This is a genomic window from Rugamonas sp. FW305-51 (assembly GCF_058786935.1).
In genome coordinates, this window is record NZ_JBYSZG010000002.1 from 38,265 (window position 1) to 58,603 (window position 20,339).

Here is a 20,339-nt window from a genome sequence, read left to right on the forward strand (position 1 = left end):
GATCTTGAGCCATAGCATGGAGCATATTTAAATTCAATGCTAAGTCCCGTCCATAAATGATGATGGACCGATTGGAAACCCCGGGACCTGCCCGACAGTCCGGTGTCCGGCATCGAAGGTAGCTATGCCAGAAAGGGGATAGCCATGGAACATGACCATGCGGAGTACGGACAAGGTGCCGCCAAGCGGGGGAAATGGGTGCTGACAGGGTTTATCGGTGTCGCGGTTTTCTTCCTGTTGACAGAACATCGGGCGCATTTGCTTGGCATCCTGCCGTATCTCGTTTTTCTGGCCTGCCCACTCATGCACCTGTTTCACCATCATGGGCACGGCCGCCACCACCACGGCGGCAATCCCTCTTCGGATCCGACTGGACAGCCCAAGAGCGAAGGCCGGGGGCAGCCATGAACGACTATCCCGCCTATGGCCTGTGGACGTTGGTCGTGCTCAATTCCCTGGTGTTCATCATCTTCGCGTTCAGCTTCACGATGCCGAAGACGGGCCGGGACTGGCGCTCGTTTGGCGCATTCTCAGCCTTCATTGTTGCCTTGTTCACGGAAATGTATGGCTTTCCGCTGACGATATATTTGCTGCTGCCGTGGCTGTCCAAGCATTTCCCGGGCATTGATTTCCTCTCGCATGATGCCGGCCATTTGCTCGAAATGATGTTCGGCTGGCGTGTCAACCCGCATTTCGGGCCATTCCATCTGGCAAGCAATCTGTTCATTTTCGGCGGCTTCATCATGCTGTCGTCGGCGTGGAGCGTGCTGTATAAGGCGCAGCAACGACACCGGCTGGCAGCGACCGGCCTTTATGCGCGTATGCGTCATCCGCAGTACGTTGCCTTCGTGCTCATCATGTTCGGATTCCTGCTGCAATGGCCGACCCTGATTACGCTCGTGATGTTCCCGGTGCTGGTCGTCGTGTACATGCGCTTGGCTGTCGCCGAGGAAAGGGACATGCTAGCGCAGTTCGGTGCCGAGTACGCCGACTACCGGAAGCGTACCCCGGCATTTATCCCAATATTTTTCAAGGAAAGGGGGGCGGCATGAAGCCTTTTTCCACCGGAGCCGCGCTCGCGCTGACCGTGATGGTGTTTTACACGTTGTGTACGCTGGTCGCCATTGTATGGCCTGGCCCGTTCCTCGGATTCATGAATGCCTTATTCCATGGCCTCGACTTCCGTCCGATGGTTGTTGCACAGCCGTATACCGTCGGAGCGTTCCTCTTTGCCGTGACGGTTATGGGGCTATGGGCCTTTGGCGTCGGCGCATTTTTCGCATGGATTCACGGGCGAATATCCGCCCTGCGACTACGTGAGTGAGCCAACAATGAACGAGCGCGCCAACCAACGTCCTGCATCGGCGGCCAGCGCCGAGCTTAACCCTGACACGCGTGGTCTGGCGAAGGCCCCGATTTGCGGAGCTTGCCGCAGCAGTGTCGACCGGAATATCGGCGGAGTGTCCGAGTATCTTGAGGTCAAGCATGCAGCCGAGACGGTCTTGAGGGGTGCACTGCCGCCCGGATCGATTGTTCACATTAATGCTCTCGACGATACCGGGGCACATGACCTGGCGCACGGTTTGATTGACGTCTATGGCGGATTCAAGATAGGACCTTGACCCGCCCGGCACAAACGCCCACACCTGCGCCGTCTGGACCGATCATCTCGAAGCCCGCGCCGACCGCGTGCGTGCGATCGCCGGCGGCAAGCGGTTCCGCATCCGGCACGTGTACCTGGCCGGCTGCGGTAATGCGTTCGAACGCCGGTCCTTCAGGCGCCGCGGCGGTACACGCCCGGTGCGCTGCCGGTCCAGCCCTTGAACGCGCGCTGGAACGCCGTGCTGTCCGCAAAACCGAGTTCGCTGGCCAGTTCCGCCAGCGAAATGGTACAGGTATTGAGCCGCACAATGGCGACGTCGCGCCGCAATTCATCCTTTAACGCCTGGAACGAGGTGCCTTCCGCCGCCAGCCGCCGTTGCAGGGTGGACGTTGACATGTGCAACATTTCCGCCATGGCGATCAGGTCCGGCCACGTCCGGTGCGCCTGCTGTAGTTGGCGGCGCACACGCTGGCTGACCAGGTCGCCCCTGAACTTGGGCAAGATGATGTTTCCCTGTCCGTCGGCCAGATAACTGCGCACCGCCGCCTCGGGGCGGTGCACGGGATCTTCCAGCCGGTCCGCGTCGAACCAGAATGCCGACTGCCCGCAGCCGAAGCATAGGGGCGCCGTATAGGCCTTGCCGTACCAGCCCGCATACGGCGGGCATTCGAACGCGAAATCGAAACGTGTGGCCGCCAGATGGCCGCCGGCCAGCCACGCGAACATGCGCCAGAACAGGCGCAACAGCAATTCATGCAAAAACACTTGCTGCGCCTTGACGGGACTGGTGAAGCGCAAGCCAAAACCGGCCAGCTCGCCTTCGCGCAGCAATTCCGGAACGATGTCGTCTTGCAGAATGAGGAAAGTGCGCATCGCGCGGCGCATGCTCGAGCCCAGCGTGTCTGCGCTGGCTGCGGAGCGCACCATCAAGGCGAAGCTGCCGGGGCGCAGTGGCCGCGAGAACAGCGCCATACCCTCGTCGCCCAGCCGGTCGGTCAGCGTCCGGAACAGGGCGATGTACTGCTCCGCCGTGACACGGGCGCCGGCCTCCTGCAGCAGTTCCGGTGCGATCCCGGCCTCGAGCAGGAAGGGCCGCACATCGTGGCCGCCGGCCAGCACGCCTGACAGCATGTTGTGCACAAAGGCGATTTGAATGGTGACGGGAGGACAGGCCATTGTGGGGGGAGGAAGTCAAAAGGTGGGGGCATTCTGCCATGCCATCGGTACACGGCGCAATCGTTGCCGGCCTGCCCAGACCGTCCCCACAGGATGCGCGGGACGGGCCCGACTGGGGGACGGGCGCGCTCCTGGCGTGCTTTGATGTATTTGGCCATCGGATTGGCGCGCCCTGCCATTGCCGGCGCCGGCACCGCTTCCTATGATGGCTTTCGTGGCAACAATTCCCCGCCCTGAAGGGAAACCTGGAGACAAGCATGTATATGACGCAATTCCTACACCGGGCCGTGCAACAGCACCCCGAACGCATCGCGGTGCGTTTTGACGGCCGCCATCGGACCTTCCGCCAACTGGGCGAACGAGTCGCCCGCCTGGCCGGCGCGCTGCAGGCACTGGGCATGGCCCGGGGCGATCGGGTGGCGATGCTGGCCCTTAACTCGGATCGCTACCTGGAATATCAGATGGCCGTGCCTTGGGGCGGCGGCGTCATCAATCCCTGCAACACGCGCTGGTCGGCGGCCGAAATCCTGTATTCGCTGGAAGACTCCGGCTCCGCCATCTTGCTGGTGGACGATGCCTTCCTGGATCAGGTACAGCAGTTCCGGGCCAATTCCAGCACCCTGAGGGAAGTGATCTACTGCGGTGAAGGCGTGACCCCGGCCGGCATGCACGATTACGAGACGTTGCTGACGCACAGCGCACCCGTGGCGGACGCGCTGCGCCGCGGCGAAGACCTGGCCGGCATTTTCTACACGGGCGGCACCACAGGCTTCCCCAAAGGGGTAATGCTCAGCCATAACAACCTGTGCAGTTCCGGCTTGTCCCTGTTGGCCGAGGGCTACGCTGCGCCGGAAGCCACTTATCTGCATGCCGCCCCCATGTTTCACCTGGCGGACATGGGGATCGCGATGGCGCACTGGATGCAGGGCAGTACCCACGCCGTGATCCCGTCTTTTTCGCCGGCACGAGTACTCGATGCGATCGAACAATACCGGGCCAACCAGACACTGCTGGTGCCCACCATGATACAGATGCTGCTCGACCATATGGAGGGCGCCGGGGCGGGCGAGCTGTCCTCGCTACGCAGCCTGGTTTACGGCGCGGCACCCATGACGGAAGCGTTGTTGGAGCGCACCGTCGCGGCCCTGCCGCAGGTCGAGATTATGCAGGCCTATGGCATGACGGAGCTGTCGCCCTTGGCGACCATCAATCCGCCCCGCAACTATACCGCGGCCGGGCGCCAGTCGGGCCGCCACCGTTCGGCCGGACGGCCGTGCCACATGGTTGAATTGCGCATCGTCGACCTCGACGGGAATGAGCTGCCGCGCGGGCAGATAGGCGAGGTCGTGGTGCGCGGGCCCAACGTCATGCAAGGCTATTGGAACCGGCCGGAGCAGACGGCGGCCGCCATCGTCGATGGCTGGATGCATACGGGCGACGGCGCCTACATGGACCAGGACGGCTACATCTACATCGTCGACCGCCTGAAAGACATGATCATCAGCGGCGGCGAGAACATCTATTCGGCCGAGGTGGAAAACGCGCTGGCCCAGCATCCGGCCGTGGCCGCGTGCGCCGTGGTCGGCATTCCCAGCCCCGAGTGGGGCGAAACCGTGCACGCCGTCGTCGTGCGCCGCGCCGGCGCGGACGTGGCGGCGGCCGACTTGACAGCGCACTGCAAGGGCATGATCGCCGGCTACAAGTGCCCGCGCAGCGTGGCCTTCGTGGCGGCGCTGCCCCTGTCGGGCGCCGGCAAGGTACTGAAAACCAAACTGCGGGAACAATTCTGGCAGGGCCGCGGCAGCGGCATCGTCTGATCCGCCATCCTCCCCCATTTCATACATCCACCACAGGAGTAAGCATGAGCCGTGACGTCTGCATCACCGGGGTCGGCATGATCCCGTTCACCAAGCCGGGCTGCAGCGCCCCCTATCCGCAAATGGCCGCCGAGGCCACCCACAAGGCGCTGGCCGATGCCGGCATCGGCTACGCCGCCATCGAGCAAGCCTACGTGGGCTATGTATACGGCGATTCCACGGCCGGCCAGCGCGCGCTGTACGAGGTGGGCATGAGCGGCATTCCCGTCTTTAACGTCAACAACAACTGCGCCACCGGTTCCAGCGCCCTGTTCCTGGCGCGCCAGGCCGTGGCCAGCGGCGCCGCCGACTGCGTGCTGGCGCTCGGCTTCGAGCAGATGAGTCCCGGCGCGCTGGCCATGCAGCACGCCGACCGTCCCAGCCCGTTCGAGCGCTTCGACGCCCTGGCCGGCGAGCTGGTCGAGGCCGACCTGCCGCTGGCACTGCGCTATTTCGGTGGCGCCGGCCTGGCCCACATGAAGCAGTACGGTACCAAATTGTCGACCTTCGCCAAGATCCGCGCCAAGGCCAGCCGCCACGCGGCCAACAATCCCCTGGCCTTGCTGCGCAAAGTGCTGACGGAGGAGGACGTGATGCAGGCGCCCATGCTGTGGGACGGCGTGATGACGCGCCTGATGGCATGCCCGCCCACCTGCGGCGCGGCGGCCGCCATCGTCTGCTCGGCCGGGTTCGCCAAACGCCACGACCTGGATCAGCGCGTGCGCATCCGGGCCCAGGCCATGACGACCGACACCCCGGTCACGTTCGAGGCGCGCGACATGCGCGAGCTGGTGGGCTACAGCATGGCGCGGTCGGCCGCGCAGCAAGTCTACCGGGCGGCCGGCATCGGCCCGGAAGACCTGGACGTGGTGGAACTGCACGATTGCTTCGCCCACAACGAGCTGCTGACTTACGAAGCCTTGGGATTGTGCCCGCCGGGCGGCGCCGAGCGCTTCGTGTGCGACGGCGACAACAGCTATGGCGGCCGTATCGTCACCAATCCATCCGGCGGCCTGCTCAGCAAGGGCCACCCGCTGGGCGCCACCGGCCTGGCCCAGTGCACGGAGCTGGTGCAGCAACTGCGCGGCACGGCCGGGCAGCGCCAGGTCGAGGGCGCGCGCCTGGCGCTGGCCCACAACCTGGGACTGGGCGGCGCCTGCGTGGTCACCCTGTACGAACGCGTTTGAAGCGGAGCCATCATGATCGACAAGAAGTGGATAGGCCACGCCTTGCCGCCATCGGTGCTGAGCATCGAGCGCACCCGGCTGCGGTTCTTCGCCAAGGCCATCGGCGAGACCGATCCCGTCTACAGCGACGTGGCCGCGGCCCGGGCCGCCGGCTACCCCGACCTGCCGGCCCCGCCCACCTTCCTGTTTGCCGCCGAGCTCGACTCGGGCGCCTCGGAGCAGATGCTGGCCGATCTGGCAATTCCCATTGCCAAGTTGCTGCACGGCGAGCAGAGCTTCAGCTACCACCGTCCGGCCTGCGCCGGCGACACCGTGACCGTGCGCTCCACCATCACGGACATCTACGACAAGAAAGACGGCGCGCTGGAATTCGTCGTCAAGACGGCCCGCGCCGTCAACCAGCGCGCGGAACTGGTGGCCGAGCTGCGCACGGTCCTCGTTTGCCGCCATTGAAAGGGAAAGACAACATGCATCCACCCCGCCACGCCGGCGTCGCCGTCGGCGCCGAACTGCCGGCGCTGCAACTGCCGCCCGTCGGCCGCACCACGCTGGGCCTGTTCGCCGGCGCCTCGGGCGACCTCAACCCCATCCACATCGACCTGGACGTGGCGCGCCAGGCCGGCATGCCGGACGTGTTCGCCCAGGGCATGCTGGGCATGGCCTGGCTGGGCCGGCTGCTGACGGCCTGGGCGCCCCAAAGCCGCTTGCGCCGCTTCGACGTGCGCTTCCAGGGCATCACCCACCTGGGCCACGCCATGCGCTGCGGCGGCCGCGTGGTCGAGCAGCTGGAATACCAGGGCGTGCCTTGCGTGCGCATCGAACTGCACAGCAGCAACCAGTACGGCCAGGTCAAGCTGGTCGGCGAGGCGCTCGTCGCGCTGGCCTGAGCGCCCATTTCCTCCATCATAGAAGAGAGTACCGCACCATGAGCAATAAACTCGAAGGCAAAGTCGCCCTCATTTCCGGTTCCGGCCGCGGCATCGGCCGCGCCATCGCCCTCAAGCTGGCCAGCGAGGGCGCGCGCGTCGTCGTCAACGACCTGGACGAAGCGCCGGCCATGGACACCGTGCAGACCATCCGCGCAGCGGGCGGCCAGGCGGTGGCCTGCATCGGCAGCGTCACCGCGCCCGATTTCGCCGAGCGCTTCGTGGGCACGGCCGTCAGCGCCTTCCAGGGCCTGGACATCATCGTCAACAACGCCGGCTACACGTGGGACAGCGTGATCCAGAAGATGAGCGACGAACAGTGGTACGCCATGCTCGACTGCCACCTGACGGCGCCGTTCCGCATCCTGCGCGCCGCCCAGCCCGTTATCCGCGCACTGAGCAAGGCGGAAGGCGAGGCGGGCCAGCGCGTGGTGCGCAAGGTGGTCAATATCTCGTCCGTGGCCGGCCTGTTCGGCAACGCCGGCCAGGCCAACTATGCGGCCGCCAAGGCCGGCATCACCGGCATGACCATGACCCTGGCCAAGGAATGGGGCCGCATGAATGTGACTGTCAACTGCGTGGCCTATGGCCTGGTCAAGACGCGCCTGACCGACGGCGTGGCGGGTGCATCGTCGGCCAACATCGAAGGCCGCGACATCAAGCTGGGCGTGAACCCCGACCTGATCGCCATGATGGAGCGCAGCATTCCACTGGGCCGGGGCGGCACGGTGGAGGAGGCGGCCGGCGCCGTCTACCTGTTGTGCATTCCGGAGTCGGACTATGTGAGTGGCCAGACGCTGCTGTGCAGCGGCGGCCTGACGGGGATCTGACCATGCTGCCCCAACTGTATCGCCATCAGTGGATGGACCAGGACATCGAAGCGTTCCGCGAGCAGGTGCGCCGCTACGTGGCGGGCGAGCTGGCGCCCCAGCTGGAGGGCTGGCGCCGCCAGGGCTACATCCCGCGCGAAGTGTGGCGCCCGTTCGGCGCCATGGGCTTCATGCTGCCGGAACTGCCCGAGCAATATGGCGGCTCCGGCGTGTCGCTGGCCTACCAGCTGGTGGTGCAGGACGAACTGGCCAAGGCGGAACTGCCGGCCAACACGGCCGTGCACACCATCGCCGCCCACTACATCCTCGACTACGGCACCGAGCAGCAGAAGCAGCGCTGGCTGCCCAGGCTGGCCAGCGGCGAGCTGCTGGCCGGGATCGCGCTGACCGAGCCCGGTTGCGGCTCCGACTTGAAAGCCATCCGCAGCCGCGCCGTGCGCGACGGCGACGCGCTGGTGATCGACGGCGCCAAGACCTTCATCACCAACGGCTACACGGCCAACTTGCTGGTGGTGGCCGTGCGCACGGGCGGCGAGGGCAGCCGCGGCGTGTCGCTGGTGGTGCTGGAGACGGAAAACCTGGCCGGCTTCAGCGTCGGGCGCCGGCTGGAAAAGCTGGGGCAGCACGCTTCCGACACCGCCGAGCTGGCCTTTAGCGGCATCCGCGTGCCGGCCGGCAACCTGCTGGGCGGGCAGGAGGGCCAGGGCTTCCGGCAACTGATGAGCCAGCTGCCCTACGAGCGCCTGCTGCTGGCCGTGCCGGCGGCGGCCGTGATCGAGACGGCCGTGCGGTTGACGGTGGAGTACACCCGGCAGCGCAAGGCGTTTGGCCAGGCGCTGGCCGAGTTCCAGAACACCCGCTTCAAGCTGGCCGAGTGCGCCACCATGGCGCACGTGGTGCGCGGCTTTGTCAACGACTGCGTCCAGCGCCTGCTGGACGGCACGCTCGACGACGAGGCCGCCTACATGGCCAAGTGGTGGTGCACCGAGCAGCAATGCCAGGTGACGGACGCGTGTCTGCAATTGTTCGGCGGCTACGGCTACATGGTCGAGTACCCGATCGCCCGCCTGTATGCCGACGCCCGCGTGCAGCGCATCTATGGCGGCACCAACGAGATCATGAAGGACTTGATCGCGCGCCGGCTGCTGGCCTGATCTGTTGCGGGAAGCCGCCGGGCGGCGCCAGCCGTTGCATAACAGTAAGCTCGGCGCGTCAGGAGAAAGGGGGAGCCGGCAGTCAGATTTAGTCATGAAGTCGACATGGCGCAGCCGCCGTCACGGCGTTAAAAAATAAGAAATAATAACGGAGACAATATGCAGCAATCGATAGAACGTAAGGGGCGGCGGATCCGGCCCACGCGCATGGCCCGTGCCTGCCAGCTGGCCATGGCGGCGCTGGCCATCGCGGCCGGCGCTGGCGCCCAAGCGGGCAATTTTACGCTGGGCGACGACGTGGAGGGCCTGTGGTCGCTCAACATGAGCGTGGGCGCCAGCTGGCGCGCCCATGACGCCGATCCCCGCCTGATCGCCATCCGCAACGGCGGCAAGGCCGGCAACGGCCAGGACGACGGCAACCTGAACTTCAAGAAGAACGGCGTCTATTCCAGCGGCCCCCGCTTCACGGGCGAGCTGCAGCTGAAGAAGGACAAGCTGGGCCTGTTCCTGCGCGGCACGGGCTGGTATGACTACACGCTCAAGCACCAGGAAGTCGAACATGGCAGCTGGAACAACGGCTACCTGCCGGGGCGGCTGAACGACGCGGGCTTCGACCGGCTATCGGGCTTTGCCGGCCTGGCGCTGGCCGACGCTTATGTGTACGACAGCTTCGACCTGGACGCCGATACGCCGCTCAAGGTCAAGCTGGGCAACCAGGTGCTGAACTGGGGCGAGAGCACGTTCATCCCCGGCCTGAACGCCATGGGCGCGTTCGACCTGACGGCGGCGCACCGGCCCGGCGCCCTGGTGAAAGACATCCTGCGCCCGCTGCCCATGTTGACGGCCAACCTGGGCCTGAGCAACGGCGTGTCGCTGGAAGGCTTCTACCAGCTGCGCTGGAAGCCGACCGTGCTCGATGGCTGCGGCACCTACTGGAGCGCGGCCGATTCGCTCAACTGCAATGGCGGCACCGTGGTGTTCGGCGACAGCCTGGGCGGCGACCGCGCCCAGTACGCGGGCGTGCCCATCCTGGCCGCGCCGCCGCCGGCCTTGCTGGCGGCCGTGGGCGGCAGCGCCTACGCCGCCACGCCGGTCAACTTCATCCTGAACCAGACGGCGCCCGTCAAGCCGCGCGACGGCGGCCAGTTCGGCCTGTCGGTCCACTACCTGGCCGAGCGCATCGGCAGCGACTTTGGCGCCTACGCCATCAACTACCATGCGCGCCTGCCCAGCATCTCCATCGTCAAGACGCCGTCGGCCGGCAATTCCATCTTCTCCGGCCAGTTCGGCCCGGTGCTGACGGGCTTGTCCAAGGCGCTGGCCGCCGCGGGCCAGGCCGGGCCGGCGGCGCAGTTCGGCCTGCTGGGCGGCGTGCCTGGCGTGCAAAGCAACTGGCTGTATGACGCCGAGAACATCCAGGCCGCGGGCCTGTCGGCCGCCACCACCGTGGCCGGCTTTTCCGTGTTCGGCGAGGCCAGCTACACGCGCGGCGTGCCGCTGCAGATCAACGCCGTGGACCTCCTGGTGGGCACCGTGGTCGGCATCGGGCCCCAGGCGTCGGTGGGCAAGTTCGCGCGCGACCCGTCGGTCGCCGCCGGCACCGTGTTGCCCGGCTACGAGCGCAAGAACAAGCGCCAGCTGCAGGTGTCGATGCTGCGCCTGCTGCCGGCCGTGGCCGGCGCCAGTTCGGCCAGCATCATGGGCGAAGTGGGCGTGCAGCGCTGGACCGGCATCGGCGACCCGGCCACCGCGACCCGCTACGGCCGCGGCTTCCTGTACGGTTTCGGCCCCACGGCGGCGCTGGGCAACACCTGCGCCGGCTTGAACGGCTATGCGCCGTACTGCGAGAACAAGGGCTACGCGACGCCGTCCGCCTGGGGTTACCGGCTGCAAGGCGAGCTCAATTACGCCGACGTGTACGCCGGCGTGAACCTCAAGCCGCGCCTGTTCTGGTCGCACGATGTGAAGGGCTATTCCGGCGACGGCATCTTCCTCGAAGACCGCCGGACGCTGGGCGCCACCGTGCGCGCCGACTACAACAGCAGGTATTACGCGGAGCTGAGCTACACCCGCTTCAACCACAACGCCAAATACGACACGATGCACGACCGCGACAACTACGCGTTCGTGGCCGGCGTCAATTTCTAAGCCTGGGAGACGAGACCATGAAGACACTGTACCAACTGACGCTGGCCGCCGGCCTTGCCATCGCCGGCCCCGCGCTGGCGGCCATGCCGGCCGCCGAGGTGGAGCGGCTGGGGCGTGACCTGACGCCGATGGGCGCCGAGAAGGCCGGCAGCAAGGATGGCGCCATCCCCCCGTGGGACGGCGGCATCGCCAGGGCGCCGGCCGGCTTCGCGCCGGAGCAGGGCTACCAGGACCCGTACCCGGGCGACAAGCCGCTGTACACCATCACGGCCGCCAACATGGCGCAATACCGGGACAAGCTGGCGCCGGGCCAGCTGGAGATGCTCAAGCGCTTCCCCAGCTACAAGATCACGGTCTACCCCAGCCACCGCAGCGCCGCCTACCCGCAAACCATGTACGACAACATCAAGGCCGAGGCGGGCAAGGCCGAACTGGCGGCCGGTGGCAACAGCGTGCAGCACGTGGCCCGTTCCAGCGTGCCGTTCCCGCAACCGAAGACGGGCGTGGAAGTGATGTGGAACCACGTGATGCGCTACCGGGGCGGCAGCGTGCAGCGGCATAACGCTGAATTCCCGGTGCAGGCCAACGGCAACTTCACGCCCGTCACCCGCACCGAGACGTTGATGAATGCCCACTCGCTCGACCAGCCGGAACCGAACCGCCAGCTGTACTACATGGGCGCCATCACGGGCCCGTCGAATGTGGCCGGCGAAGCGCTGCTGGTGATCGACCCGCTCGACCAGGTCAAGGAAGCGCGCCTGGCGTGGATCTACAACCCCGGCGCGCGCCGCGTGCTGCGGGCGCCGGACGTGGCCTACGACAGCCCCGGTTCCGGCTCCGACGCGCTGCGCACGACCGACGACTACGACGGCTACAACGGCTCGCCGGACCGCTACGACTGGAAGCTGGTGGGCAAGAAGGAGATGATCATCTCCTACAACAACTACAGGCTGGCCAGCCGCGGCCTGAAGTACGCCGACATCGTCCGCCCCAGCCACCTGAACCAGGACCTGGTGCGCTATGAGCTGCACCGGGTGTGGGTGGTGGAGGCCACGCTCAAGCCGGGGCAGCGCCACGTGTACGCCAAGCGCATGTTCTACGTGGACGAGGACAGCTGGCAGGTGGCCCATGCGGATGCCTACGACGGCCGCGGCGAACTGTGGCGCGTGCACGAAGTGGACGCGATCCAGTTCTACGACGCGCCCACCCCCTGGTTCGCGGCCGAGGTGCAGTACGACCTGCAGGCGCGCCGCTATATCGTGATCGGCCTGACCAACCAGGAAAAGCCGATCAAGTTCCATCCCAAGGTCGATGCCAAGTATTTCACGCCCGATAACCTGCGGCGCCTGAGCAACTAGCCCGTCTGCCGGCGCGGCGGCGCTGACGCCGGCGCGCCCCGGCGCCGTCCCGCCCGCGCCGGGCAGGACGGTGATGTCATGCGCACCACTACGAGGAAATTGGAATGAACAGAAATTGGAGCAAAATGGCGGCCGCGCTGCTGTGCGGCCTGCTGGGCGCGGTGCCGGCCATGCCGGCGCGGGCCGACACGCTGACACGCCCGGCCCGCATGTCGGTCCTGGCGCCGCGCGCCATGCTGCTGGCGCTGGCCCAGGCCGAAGGCCGGCTGGTGGCGGTGGGCGAGCGCGGCATTATCTTGTATTCGGATGACGGCGGGGCGCGCTGGACCCAGGCCCAGGTGCCCGTGTCGGGCACGCTCACCAGCGTGACCTTTGCCGAGCGCCTGTCGGGCTACGCGGCCGGCCACGACGGCGTGATCCTGCACACCAGCGACGGCGGCAAGCACTGGCACCGCCAGCTCGATGGCCGCGACATCAACGCCATGCTGCTGGCCGACGCCAGGGCCGGGGCCGCGCACGCCCGCGCGGCGCCGGACGCGCACACGCCCACGGCCGATAACGCCGCGGCGGCGGCACTGGACGCCGCCGACAGCGTCGTGGCCGAGCGCGAAGCGGCGGCCAAGTCCGGACCGGACCGGCCGCTACTGGCGATCTGGTTCCGCAACGTCAACGAGGGATACGCGGTCGGTGCGTTCGGCCAGGCCCTGCGCACGGCCGACGGCGGCGTGCACTGGCAATCCATGGCGGCCGCCATTGCCAACCCCGATGGCCTGCACCTGAACGCAATCGGTAGCGGCGCGGACGACACGCTGCTGATGGCGGGCGAGGGCGGCAAGGTATATCGTTCGTCCGACCACGGGCTGCATTGGCAAGTGCTCGATACCGGCTACAGCGGCCAGCTCTATGGCGTGATCGATTGCGGCGGCGCGCTGCTGGCCTACGGTTTCGGCGGTAACGTGCTGCGTAGCGCCGACGGCGGCCGCAGCTGGCAGGCCGTTCCGCGGGTCGTCACCCGTAGCCTGATCGGCGCGGTACGTGCCGGCGACGGCGCCGTGCTGCTGGTGGGACGCGACGGCAGCGTCCTGCGCAGTGTCGATCAGGGCCGCAGTTTCGCCTTGCAGCAAGCCGCCGCCGGCCTGGAGCTGGCTGGCGCCCTGGCACTCGATCGCGGTGCCGCCCGGCTGGCCGTGGCCGGCATCGGCGGCGTCCGGGTCCTCAATATGGCCGGCGCGGCGAAAGGACCAAAATGAAAATCGAATCGATAGAACCGGACGTGAACGGTGGCCACACGAAGTTCGGCGCCGTGGAACGCTTCCTCGAGCAGCGCCTGTTCGCGCACCGGCTGCCGGTGTTGCTGCTGTTCGTGTTGGCGTCGCTGTTCTTCGGCTGGCAGGCCAGCCAGCTCAAGGCGGACGCCAGCTTCCAGAAGATGGTGCCGGCATCCCATCCCTTTATCGCCAACTCCCTCAAGTACGAGGCGGAATTACGCCCGCTGGGCAACGTGGTGAGGATCGTCGTGGAGGCTGAGCAGGGCGACATCTACAATCGCGCCTACCTGGAAACGCTGAAGCGGATCACCGATGAGGTGTTCTACATTCCCGGCGTCGACCGCGGCAACCTGAAGTCGCTATGGACGCCGAACGTGCTGTGGATGGAGGTGACGGAAGCGGGCATGGTCGGCGGCAAGATCATCCCGCCCGACTTCGACGGCAGTCCCGCCACCATCGGCCAGGTGCGCACCAATGTCGAGCGTTCCGGCCGCATCGGCAGCCTGGTGGCGGCCGACCAGCGTTCCAGCGTCGTGCTGGTGCCGCTGCTGGAGCGCGACCCGGAAACGGGCGCCAAGCTCGATTATGGCCAGTTCTCGGCCCGCCTGGAACAGCTGGTGCGGCAGAAGTATGGCAGGAACGGTATCGCCATCCACATCACCGGCTTTGCCAAGGTGGTGGGCGATCTGATCGCCGGCGCCGGCGCGATCGGCCTGTTCTTCGCCATCGCGGTGGTGCTGACGGTGCTGCTGCTGCTGTGGTATTCGCGCTGCTGGCGCAGCACGCTGGCGACCGTGGCCTGCTGCGGGCTGGCCGTGCTGTGGCAGCTGGGACTGGTGCGCCTGATCGGCTTCGGGCTCGATCCCTATTCCATCCTGGTGCCGTTCCTGACCTTTGCCATCGGCGTCAGCCACGCCGTACAGAACATCAATACCATGGCCAGCGCGCGCCTGGCCGATGGCTCCAACATGGCCACCGCCAGATTGACGTTCCGCCAGCTGTTCGTGCCCGGCACGGTGGCCCTGTTGTGCGACGTGGTGGGCTTTTCGACGCTGCTGGTGATCGACATCGGTGTGATCCGTGAACTGGCCATCTCGGCCTCGATCGGCGTCGGCGTCATCATCCTGACCAAGATGTTCCTGCTGCCGGTGCTGATGTCGTACGTGGGCGTGTCCGATGCCTGCTTGCGCCACCAGCGGCGCAAGCGCGACAGCGGCCACCGGTTGGCGCGCCAGTTGTCGCGCTTCGCCGAACCGAAATATGCCCGCGTGGCTGTGGCGCTGGCCTTGCTGGTGCTGGGCGCCGCCTGGAGCATGAGCGGCGACCTGAAGATCGGCGACCTCGATCCCGGTGCGCCGGAATTGCGTCCGGAGGCGCGCTACAACCGCGACAGCGCCTACGTCAGCGCCCATTACGCCACCAGCGCCGACGTGTTTGTGGTGCTGGTGCAGACCGACAAGGGCGAGTGCGGCGCCTGGCCGGCGGCCGACAAGGTCGACCAGTTCCAGTGGGAGATGGAGAACGTGGCCGGGGTCGAGTCGACCACGTCGCTGTTCTCCGCCATGAAGAAGATCATCGCCAATACCAACGGCGGCGATCTGCGCTGGGCGGCGCTGTCGCGCAACCGCTTCGTGTCCAACGCGGCGCAGCGGGTGCTGCCGGCTGAGCTGTACAGCAACGATTGTTCGATGGTGCCGGTGCTGGTGTTCCTGGCCGATCACAAGGCCGAAACCCTGAGCCGGGTCGTGGCGGCGGTGCAGCAATTTGCCGCCGCCAATGACGACGCCCACGTCCGTTTCACGCTGGCGGCAGGCAATGCCGGCATCGAGGCGGCCACCAATATCGTCATCAAGCAGGCCGAAACGCAGATGCTGCTGTTGGTCTACGTGATCGTGGCCTTGCTGGTCTGGTGGGAATTTCGCTCGCTGCGCGTCACGCTGTGCATCATGCTGCCGCTGTACATCACGTCGGCCCTGTGCGAGGCGATCATGGCGCGCCTGGGGCTGGGCGTGAAGGTGGCGACCTTGCCCGTAATCGCGCTGGGGATCGGCATCGGGGTCGACTATGGCATCTACATCTATAACCGGCTGCAGCATTTCCTGGACCGGGGACTGAATCTGAAAGCGGCCTATTTTGAAACCTTGAAAGGCACCGGGGCCGCCGTGGCCCTGACCGGCGTGACACTGGCGCTGGGCGTGCTGACCTGGGTCTGGTCCGACATCAAGTTCCAGGCGGACATGGGGCTGCTGCTGACGTTCATGTTTCTGTGGAATATGATAGGCGCCATTGTCATGATACCGGCGCTGGCCGCCCTGATCGTGCGCCAGCCGTCGCGGTCGGGACGAGCGCCCTAGCGGCCGCGACGAGCGCCCTAGCCGGCGCGCCGTTGCAGCACCGCGCAGCCTTTCTCACACTGGCGCGATGACAGCGCCAGGTCGGGATAGGCCTGTTGCCAGCGCTGGACGATGGCCAGTTCGTCGGTCCGGGCCGCATCGTCGAGGAACACGGCCGCGCTGTCGGAGAGCCGCGGAAACAGCAGCGGCCCGGCCGGGAACCGTGCCTGGGCCCGGGTGGCCTGGGGCGGGCCGTCGATCACCAGCATGTCGATGCCGGCGGCCGGCAAGCCTTCGGTGGCATACCAGGGCCAGCGCTCGCCGTCCAGGCTGTGCGCCAGCAGGGGCGCATACAGCACTTCGGCCCAGCCATGCAGGCCATGCTGGTGCAACTGGTGGCGGGTTTGCTCGGCGAAATGCAAGTCATGTTCGAGGCTGTAGACCTTGCCCACGCCGTTCAACTGCATGCAGCGCGCCAGCACCAGGGTCGAGGTGCCGCTGCTGCATTCGACCACGGTCAGCGGATGGGCCGCGCGGGCGTGGCGCACCAGCTCCAGCAGAAAGTCCGGCGACGCGGCCCAGCCCCGCGTGTCGGGCAGGCTGCGGCGCAAGGCCAGTTCCACGTACAGGCCTTGCAGGGCTTCCAGCTGGCGGAACAGGGTGGCCGGCTGCTGGCGGGTCAGGTCATGCACCTGGTGCAGCAGGATGTGGACCAGACGCAGCTTGCGCAGGCTGTACAGGCCAAGCAGCAAGACCAGGCAGACAAGCGACACGGTGGCATACGGTAGCATGGCGGGCCTTTCAGGACGGGGCAGCGACTTTGCTGACCACATAGCGGTATTTGCCGGACGCATCGGCGGCGATTTCGGGCACTTCGGCGATGTCGATGGCCACGTCGGCGCCCAGCCTGGCCTGGAACTGGGTGGCGATGTGGCGCCGCATTTCCTCGCCCAGCGCAGGCACGCACACCAGCAGCACGCGGGTCAGCAGCAGGCTTTCCTGCACGATCTTGAAGGCCCGCACCTGGGCAATGTCGCGCAGGATGTAGATCAGGGCCAGGCCGTGCATGACGGTGCCGTCGCGGGCGACGACGAAGTCCGTGCTGCGCCCTTCCAGCCTTTCCAGCAGCGGCAGGCCGCGGCCGCAAGGGCAGGGTGCCGTGCCCAGCGCGCCGACATCTCCGGTGGCGTAGCGGATGAACGGAAAGTCGGCGCTGGCCAGGTGGGTGACGACGATGGCGCCCGGCGTGCCGTCCGGCACCGGCTGGCCCTGCGCGTCGACGATTTCCACGATCACATCTTCCGCGCTCAGGTGCATGCCGCCCTCGGGACACTCATGGGCGATGAAGCCGGCGTCGCGCCCGCCGTAGCCGTTGGCCACCGCGCAACCGAAGGTGGCCGACAGCAGCTTGCGCTGTTCGTCGTACAGCCGCTCGGCGGTGACGAAGACGACGCGCACCCCCAGCGTATCGAGCCGGACCCGGCGCGCCTGCGCATGACGGGCGATATGGCACAGGGCCGACGGGTAGCCGAACACCATGCGCGGGCGCTGGTGCTGCAGGCGCTGCAGGTAGTTATCAAGCCGCGGCGTCGACATCTGGAAGGCGGGCAGCAGGCTGGTGCGCAGCAGCCGGTCGCGCCAGGCGCGCCAGCGGTCCTGCGCCCCAAGTTCGATGGGCGAGCCCCAGACCACCGCTTCCGGTTCGCCGATGTCCACGCCCCACCAGCGGGTGGCGCGCCACTTGGCCGCCACGTCGTGGCTGACCCGGTCGCGGCCCAGGTAGAAGATCAGCGGTTCGCCGCTGGAGCCGCCCGTGTTGCCGCGCTGCAGGGGGCCGGCCACGTCCGAGCGGAAAGCGTCGCGCTGGGCGCTGATGTCGCGCTTGCCCAGGATGGGCAGGCAGCGCAGGTCGCGCAGGTCATGCACCCTGGCCGGATCGAAACCCAGCCGGGCAAATTGCGCCTGATAGTAAGGCACATGCCGGCCGGCGTGGCGCAGCAGCGCTTGCAGCCGTTGCAGCTGCAGTTGCCGCAGATGGGCGGGCGCGAGCCACTGACTCGTTTCGAGCCGGCGCAGCAGGGTGGCGCCTGCGTGGTGCTTAATCTTTTCCTGCAGCAGGAACAGGGGACGGGCGACGAGGCCCTTGTACCAGTCCGCGCGCGGACGCAGTTGCAGGCGCCGGTACTGGGCCAGCAGGCGGGGACCGACTTCCTGCCACGTGTAGCGCTGGGCCAGCCGCAGGCCGGCGGCGGCCATGCGCTGGGCCGCGTCCGTGTCGTGCAGGATGGACAGCAGGTGGCGCGCCATGGCTTCGGCGTCGCCGGGGGCCGCCAGCAGGCCCGTGTGGCCGTGCTCGAGCAGGCAGGGGATGCCGCCCACGTCGGTGCTGACCACGGGCACGCCGCTGGCCAGCGCCTCCAGTATCGAGACGGGCATGTTGTCGGCCAGGCTGGGATTGAGCACGGCGTCGGCCTGCCGGTACAGGCCGGCCATGCCATCCTGGTCCAGGGCGCCGGCGAAGACGACGGCGTCGGCTACGTCCAGCTCGCAGGCCAGCTGCCGCAGGCGCGCCAGTTCCGGGCCGTCGCCGGCGATGGTCAGCTGCGCATGCGGCACGGCCAGGCGCAGCTGCCGGAAGGCGCGCAGGGCGGTGGCGTGGTCGTAGAGCGGCTCCAGGTGGCGGCAGACCAGTATCATGGGCCCGGGCCGCGGGACGGGCGGGCCGGGCGAGAAACGGGCCAGGTCCACCACGTTGGGCAGGATCTGCACGGCCAGGCCATGCTGCCTGAACACCTGGGCCAGGAAGTCCGACGGCACGACGATGGCGTGGGCACGGGCCAGTGTGACCGTGACCAGGCGCCCCTGCCGGGACAGGAAGGCGGCCGCCTCGCCGCCGTGGTAATGCACCAGCACTCCCTTGCGGCGCATGCGGGCTATCCAGACGGCCGGCGCCGCATGCAGATGCCAGGCCCAGCCGGAATTGGCCATGATGTGCACGATGTCGGCCCGGCCCGCCGCCTGCCACAGGGCGCCCAGATAGGGAAACAATCGGAACAGGGCGCGCAGTCCGCGCAGCGGGGCCAGCCAGGCTTGCCGGGGCGGGCGGTTGGTGGGCACCAGTTCCACCTGCGCGCCCGCGTCCGCCAGCAGGCGGTCCAGCTGGGCGGTCTGGTTGGCCATGCCGCCGGGCGGCGGTGCGCAGGGGCCCGCCAGCGCGATCCGCAATCCGTGGAAGGTGGGCTGGTTCATGTTTGCCGGCCGGCGGCCAGGGGTTCGTAGATGTTGGCGTACCTGGCCACGCTGGCGGCCCAGGTGCGTTCCCGTTCGACAAAGCGGCGCGCGTTCTGGCGCAGCGCGGTCCACGTTTCGGCATGGCGGGCCAGGTGGATGATGCGCTCGGCCAGTGCGGCCCCGTCGCCGGCCGGGAACAGCACGCCGGTCTTGCCGTCCTCGATCAGTTCGCGGTGGCCGCCCACGTCCGAGGCCACCACCAGCCGGCCCTGGGCCATCGCCTCCAGCGGCTTCAGAGGGGTGACCAGCTCCGTCAGGCGCATGGGCAGGCGCGGGTAGACCAGCACATCGACCATCTGGTAATACTCGGCGATGCGCAGATGGGACACGCGGCCGGCAAAGCGTACCCGCCGTTCCAGGCCCAGCTGGGCCACCAGGGCGCGCAGCTCGGCTTCTTGCGGGCCGCCGCCCACCAGCAACAATTGCAGCGATGGCAGCGCCTGGACCATGCGGGGCAAGGTCTGGATCAGCAGGGCCAGGCCTTCGTAGGCATAAAAGGAGCCGATGAATCCCAGCACCAGGCTGCCCGTGAGGCCCAGGCTGTGGGCCAGCATGCCGGAGGGCACGGCCGGTGCGCGCAACTGGCCCGGGTCCACGGCGTTGGGGATGACGGTGACCTTGCCGGCCGGGATGCCGCGCGCCATCAGGTCGGCACGCAGGCCGTCGCAGATGGTGGTGACGGCATCCACCCGCCGCAGCACATAGCCTTCCAGCGCGCGCGTGAGGCGGTAGCGCAGGCCGCCCGCCTTGCTGGTGCCATGGTCGGCGGCCGCGTCTTCCCAGAAGGCCCGCACTTCATAGACGACGGGAATGCCGAGCGCGCGCCCCACGCGCAGGGCGGCAAGCGCGTTCAGCGCCGGCGAATGGGCGTGCAGGATGGTGGGCCGCACCTTGGCGGCCACTTGCCGCAGCCGGCGGCTCAGGCCCAGCACGACGCTCCATTGACGCAGCAGTGGCAGGCTGGTCCACCAGCCCTCCAGCGGCGCCGTGCGGAAGAAGTGCCAGCCATCCACATGCTGCTCGGCGGCCCGGCCCTGTTCTGGCGCGGCATGCTTGGCGCTGGTCAGGTGCTCCGTCTGCCAGCCCATCGCCCGCTGCTGCTTGAGGATGGCCAGGGTACGGAAGGTGTAGCCGCTGTGCAGGGGGGCGGAGTGGTCGAGGATGTGCAGGATGCGCATGGTGGTTCCCGGCTGTCTGGCTCTGGTTGTT

At 67.4% G+C, this 20,339-nt stretch carries 18 protein-coding genes; 14 read left to right on the plus strand and 4 right to left on the minus strand.

Annotation, left to right across the window (positions count from 1 at the left end):
* Positions 1-144 precede the first annotated feature (144 nt).
* From AC3WOS_RS01440 to AC3WOS_RS01455, 4 genes are read left to right on the plus strand one after another with little or no spacing between them, the layout of a single operon-like run.
* The gene (locus AC3WOS_RS01440; protein ID WP_492714038.1) at positions 145-408 is read left to right on the plus strand and encodes a DUF2933 domain-containing protein; all 264 of its coding nucleotides are present in this window, start codon (positions 145-147) and stop codon (positions 406-408) included.
* A complete protein-coding gene (locus AC3WOS_RS01445) occupies positions 405-1,052 on the plus strand; it encodes a methyltransferase family protein (RefSeq protein WP_492714039.1) in 648 nt (215 codons plus the stop codon). The genes AC3WOS_RS01440 and AC3WOS_RS01445 overlap by 4 nt, the downstream gene beginning before the upstream one ends.
* Positions 1,049-1,324 carry a DUF5676 family membrane protein gene (locus AC3WOS_RS01450; RefSeq protein WP_492714040.1) on the plus strand — a complete coding sequence of 92 codons (276 nt, stop codon included), beginning with the start codon at positions 1,049-1,051 and terminating at the stop codon, positions 1,322-1,324. The genes AC3WOS_RS01445 and AC3WOS_RS01450 overlap by 4 nt, the downstream gene beginning before the upstream one ends.
* A 7-nt stretch (positions 1,325-1,331) precedes the next feature.
* Entirely contained in the window at positions 1,332-1,622 is a 291-nt protein-coding gene (locus AC3WOS_RS01455) for a hypothetical protein (RefSeq protein ID WP_492714041.1), read from the plus strand.
* Positions 1,623-1,774: 152 nt separating this feature from the next.
* Here AC3WOS_RS01455 and AC3WOS_RS01460 read toward each other — a convergent pair whose 3' ends face one another.
* The gene (locus AC3WOS_RS01460; protein WP_492714042.1) at positions 1,775-2,734 is read right to left on the minus strand and encodes an AraC family transcriptional regulator; all 960 of its coding nucleotides are present in this window, start codon (positions 2,732-2,734) and stop codon (positions 1,775-1,777) included.
* Positions 2,735-3,036: 302 nt separating this feature from the next.
* On the opposite strand from AC3WOS_RS01460, the gene AC3WOS_RS01465 reads away from it, so the two are divergent.
* The 10 genes from AC3WOS_RS01465 to AC3WOS_RS01510 all read left to right on the plus strand — a co-directional run bounded on the left by AC3WOS_RS01465 (position 3,037) and on the right by AC3WOS_RS01510 (position 15,860).
* Positions 3,037-4,596 (plus strand): long-chain-fatty-acid--CoA ligase, encoded by a 1,560-nt coding sequence (locus tag AC3WOS_RS01465; protein WP_492714043.1) that lies wholly within the window; start codon positions 3,037-3,039, stop codon positions 4,594-4,596.
* A 44-nt stretch (positions 4,597-4,640) separates the two neighbouring features.
* The gene (locus tag AC3WOS_RS01470; RefSeq protein WP_492714044.1) at positions 4,641-5,822 is read left to right on the plus strand and encodes a lipid-transfer protein; all 1,182 of its coding nucleotides are present in this window, start codon (positions 4,641-4,643) and stop codon (positions 5,820-5,822) included.
* Positions 5,823-5,834: 12 nt separating this feature from the next.
* The gene (locus AC3WOS_RS01475; protein ID WP_492714045.1) at positions 5,835-6,275 is read left to right on the plus strand and encodes a MaoC family dehydratase N-terminal domain-containing protein; all 441 of its coding nucleotides are present in this window, start codon (positions 5,835-5,837) and stop codon (positions 6,273-6,275) included.
* Positions 6,276-6,289: 14 nt separating this feature from the next.
* Positions 6,290-6,709: a MaoC/PaaZ C-terminal domain-containing protein gene (locus tag AC3WOS_RS01480; protein WP_492714046.1), complete on the plus strand. Its 420-nt coding sequence runs from the start codon at positions 6,290-6,292 to the stop codon at positions 6,707-6,709.
* Positions 6,710-6,747: 38 nt separating this feature from the next.
* A complete protein-coding gene (locus tag AC3WOS_RS01485) occupies positions 6,748-7,578 on the plus strand; it encodes an SDR family NAD(P)-dependent oxidoreductase (protein ID WP_492714047.1) in 831 nt (276 codons plus the stop codon).
* A 2-nt stretch (positions 7,579-7,580) separates the two neighbouring features.
* On the plus strand, positions 7,581-8,732 hold the full coding sequence (locus AC3WOS_RS01490) for an acyl-CoA dehydrogenase family protein (RefSeq protein WP_492714048.1): 1,152 nt from the start codon (positions 7,581-7,583) through the stop codon (positions 8,730-8,732).
* A gap of 159 nt (positions 8,733-8,891) precedes the next feature.
* Positions 8,892-10,880 carry a DUF1302 domain-containing protein gene (locus AC3WOS_RS01495; RefSeq protein WP_492714049.1) on the plus strand — a complete coding sequence of 663 codons (1,989 nt, stop codon included), beginning with the start codon at positions 8,892-8,894 and terminating at the stop codon, positions 10,878-10,880.
* 17 nt (positions 10,881-10,897) lie between these two features.
* Positions 10,898-12,238, plus strand: coding sequence for a DUF1329 domain-containing protein (locus tag AC3WOS_RS01500; RefSeq protein ID WP_492714050.1), 1,341 nt, complete (start codon positions 10,898-10,900; stop codon positions 12,236-12,238).
* A gap of 104 nt (positions 12,239-12,342) precedes the next feature.
* Positions 12,343-13,488: a WD40/YVTN/BNR-like repeat-containing protein gene (locus tag AC3WOS_RS01505; RefSeq protein ID WP_492714051.1), complete on the plus strand. Its 1,146-nt coding sequence runs from the start codon at positions 12,343-12,345 to the stop codon at positions 13,486-13,488.
* The gene (locus tag AC3WOS_RS01510; protein ID WP_492714052.1) at positions 13,485-15,860 is read left to right on the plus strand and encodes an efflux RND transporter permease subunit; all 2,376 of its coding nucleotides are present in this window, start codon (positions 13,485-13,487) and stop codon (positions 15,858-15,860) included. The genes AC3WOS_RS01505 and AC3WOS_RS01510 overlap by 4 nt, the downstream gene beginning before the upstream one ends.
* 17 nt (positions 15,861-15,877) lie before the next feature.
* On the opposite strand, the gene AC3WOS_RS01515 is transcribed toward AC3WOS_RS01510, so the two are convergent.
* From AC3WOS_RS01515 to AC3WOS_RS01525, 3 genes are read right to left on the minus strand one after another with little or no spacing between them, the layout of a single operon-like run.
* The gene (locus AC3WOS_RS01515; RefSeq protein ID WP_492714053.1) at positions 15,878-16,630 is read right to left on the minus strand and encodes a class I SAM-dependent methyltransferase; all 753 of its coding nucleotides are present in this window, start codon (positions 16,628-16,630) and stop codon (positions 15,878-15,880) included.
* A gap of 10 nt (positions 16,631-16,640) precedes the next feature.
* Positions 16,641-19,088: a glycosyltransferase gene (locus tag AC3WOS_RS01520; protein WP_492714054.1), complete on the minus strand. Its 2,448-nt coding sequence runs from the start codon at positions 19,086-19,088 to the stop codon at positions 16,641-16,643.
* Positions 19,085-20,308, minus strand: a complete 1,224-nt coding sequence (locus tag AC3WOS_RS01525; protein WP_492714055.1) for a TIGR04063 family PEP-CTERM/XrtA system glycosyltransferase — start codon at positions 20,306-20,308, stop codon at positions 19,085-19,087. The genes AC3WOS_RS01520 and AC3WOS_RS01525 overlap by 4 nt, the downstream gene beginning before the upstream one ends.
* Between the last annotated feature and the right edge of the window lie 31 nt (positions 20,309-20,339).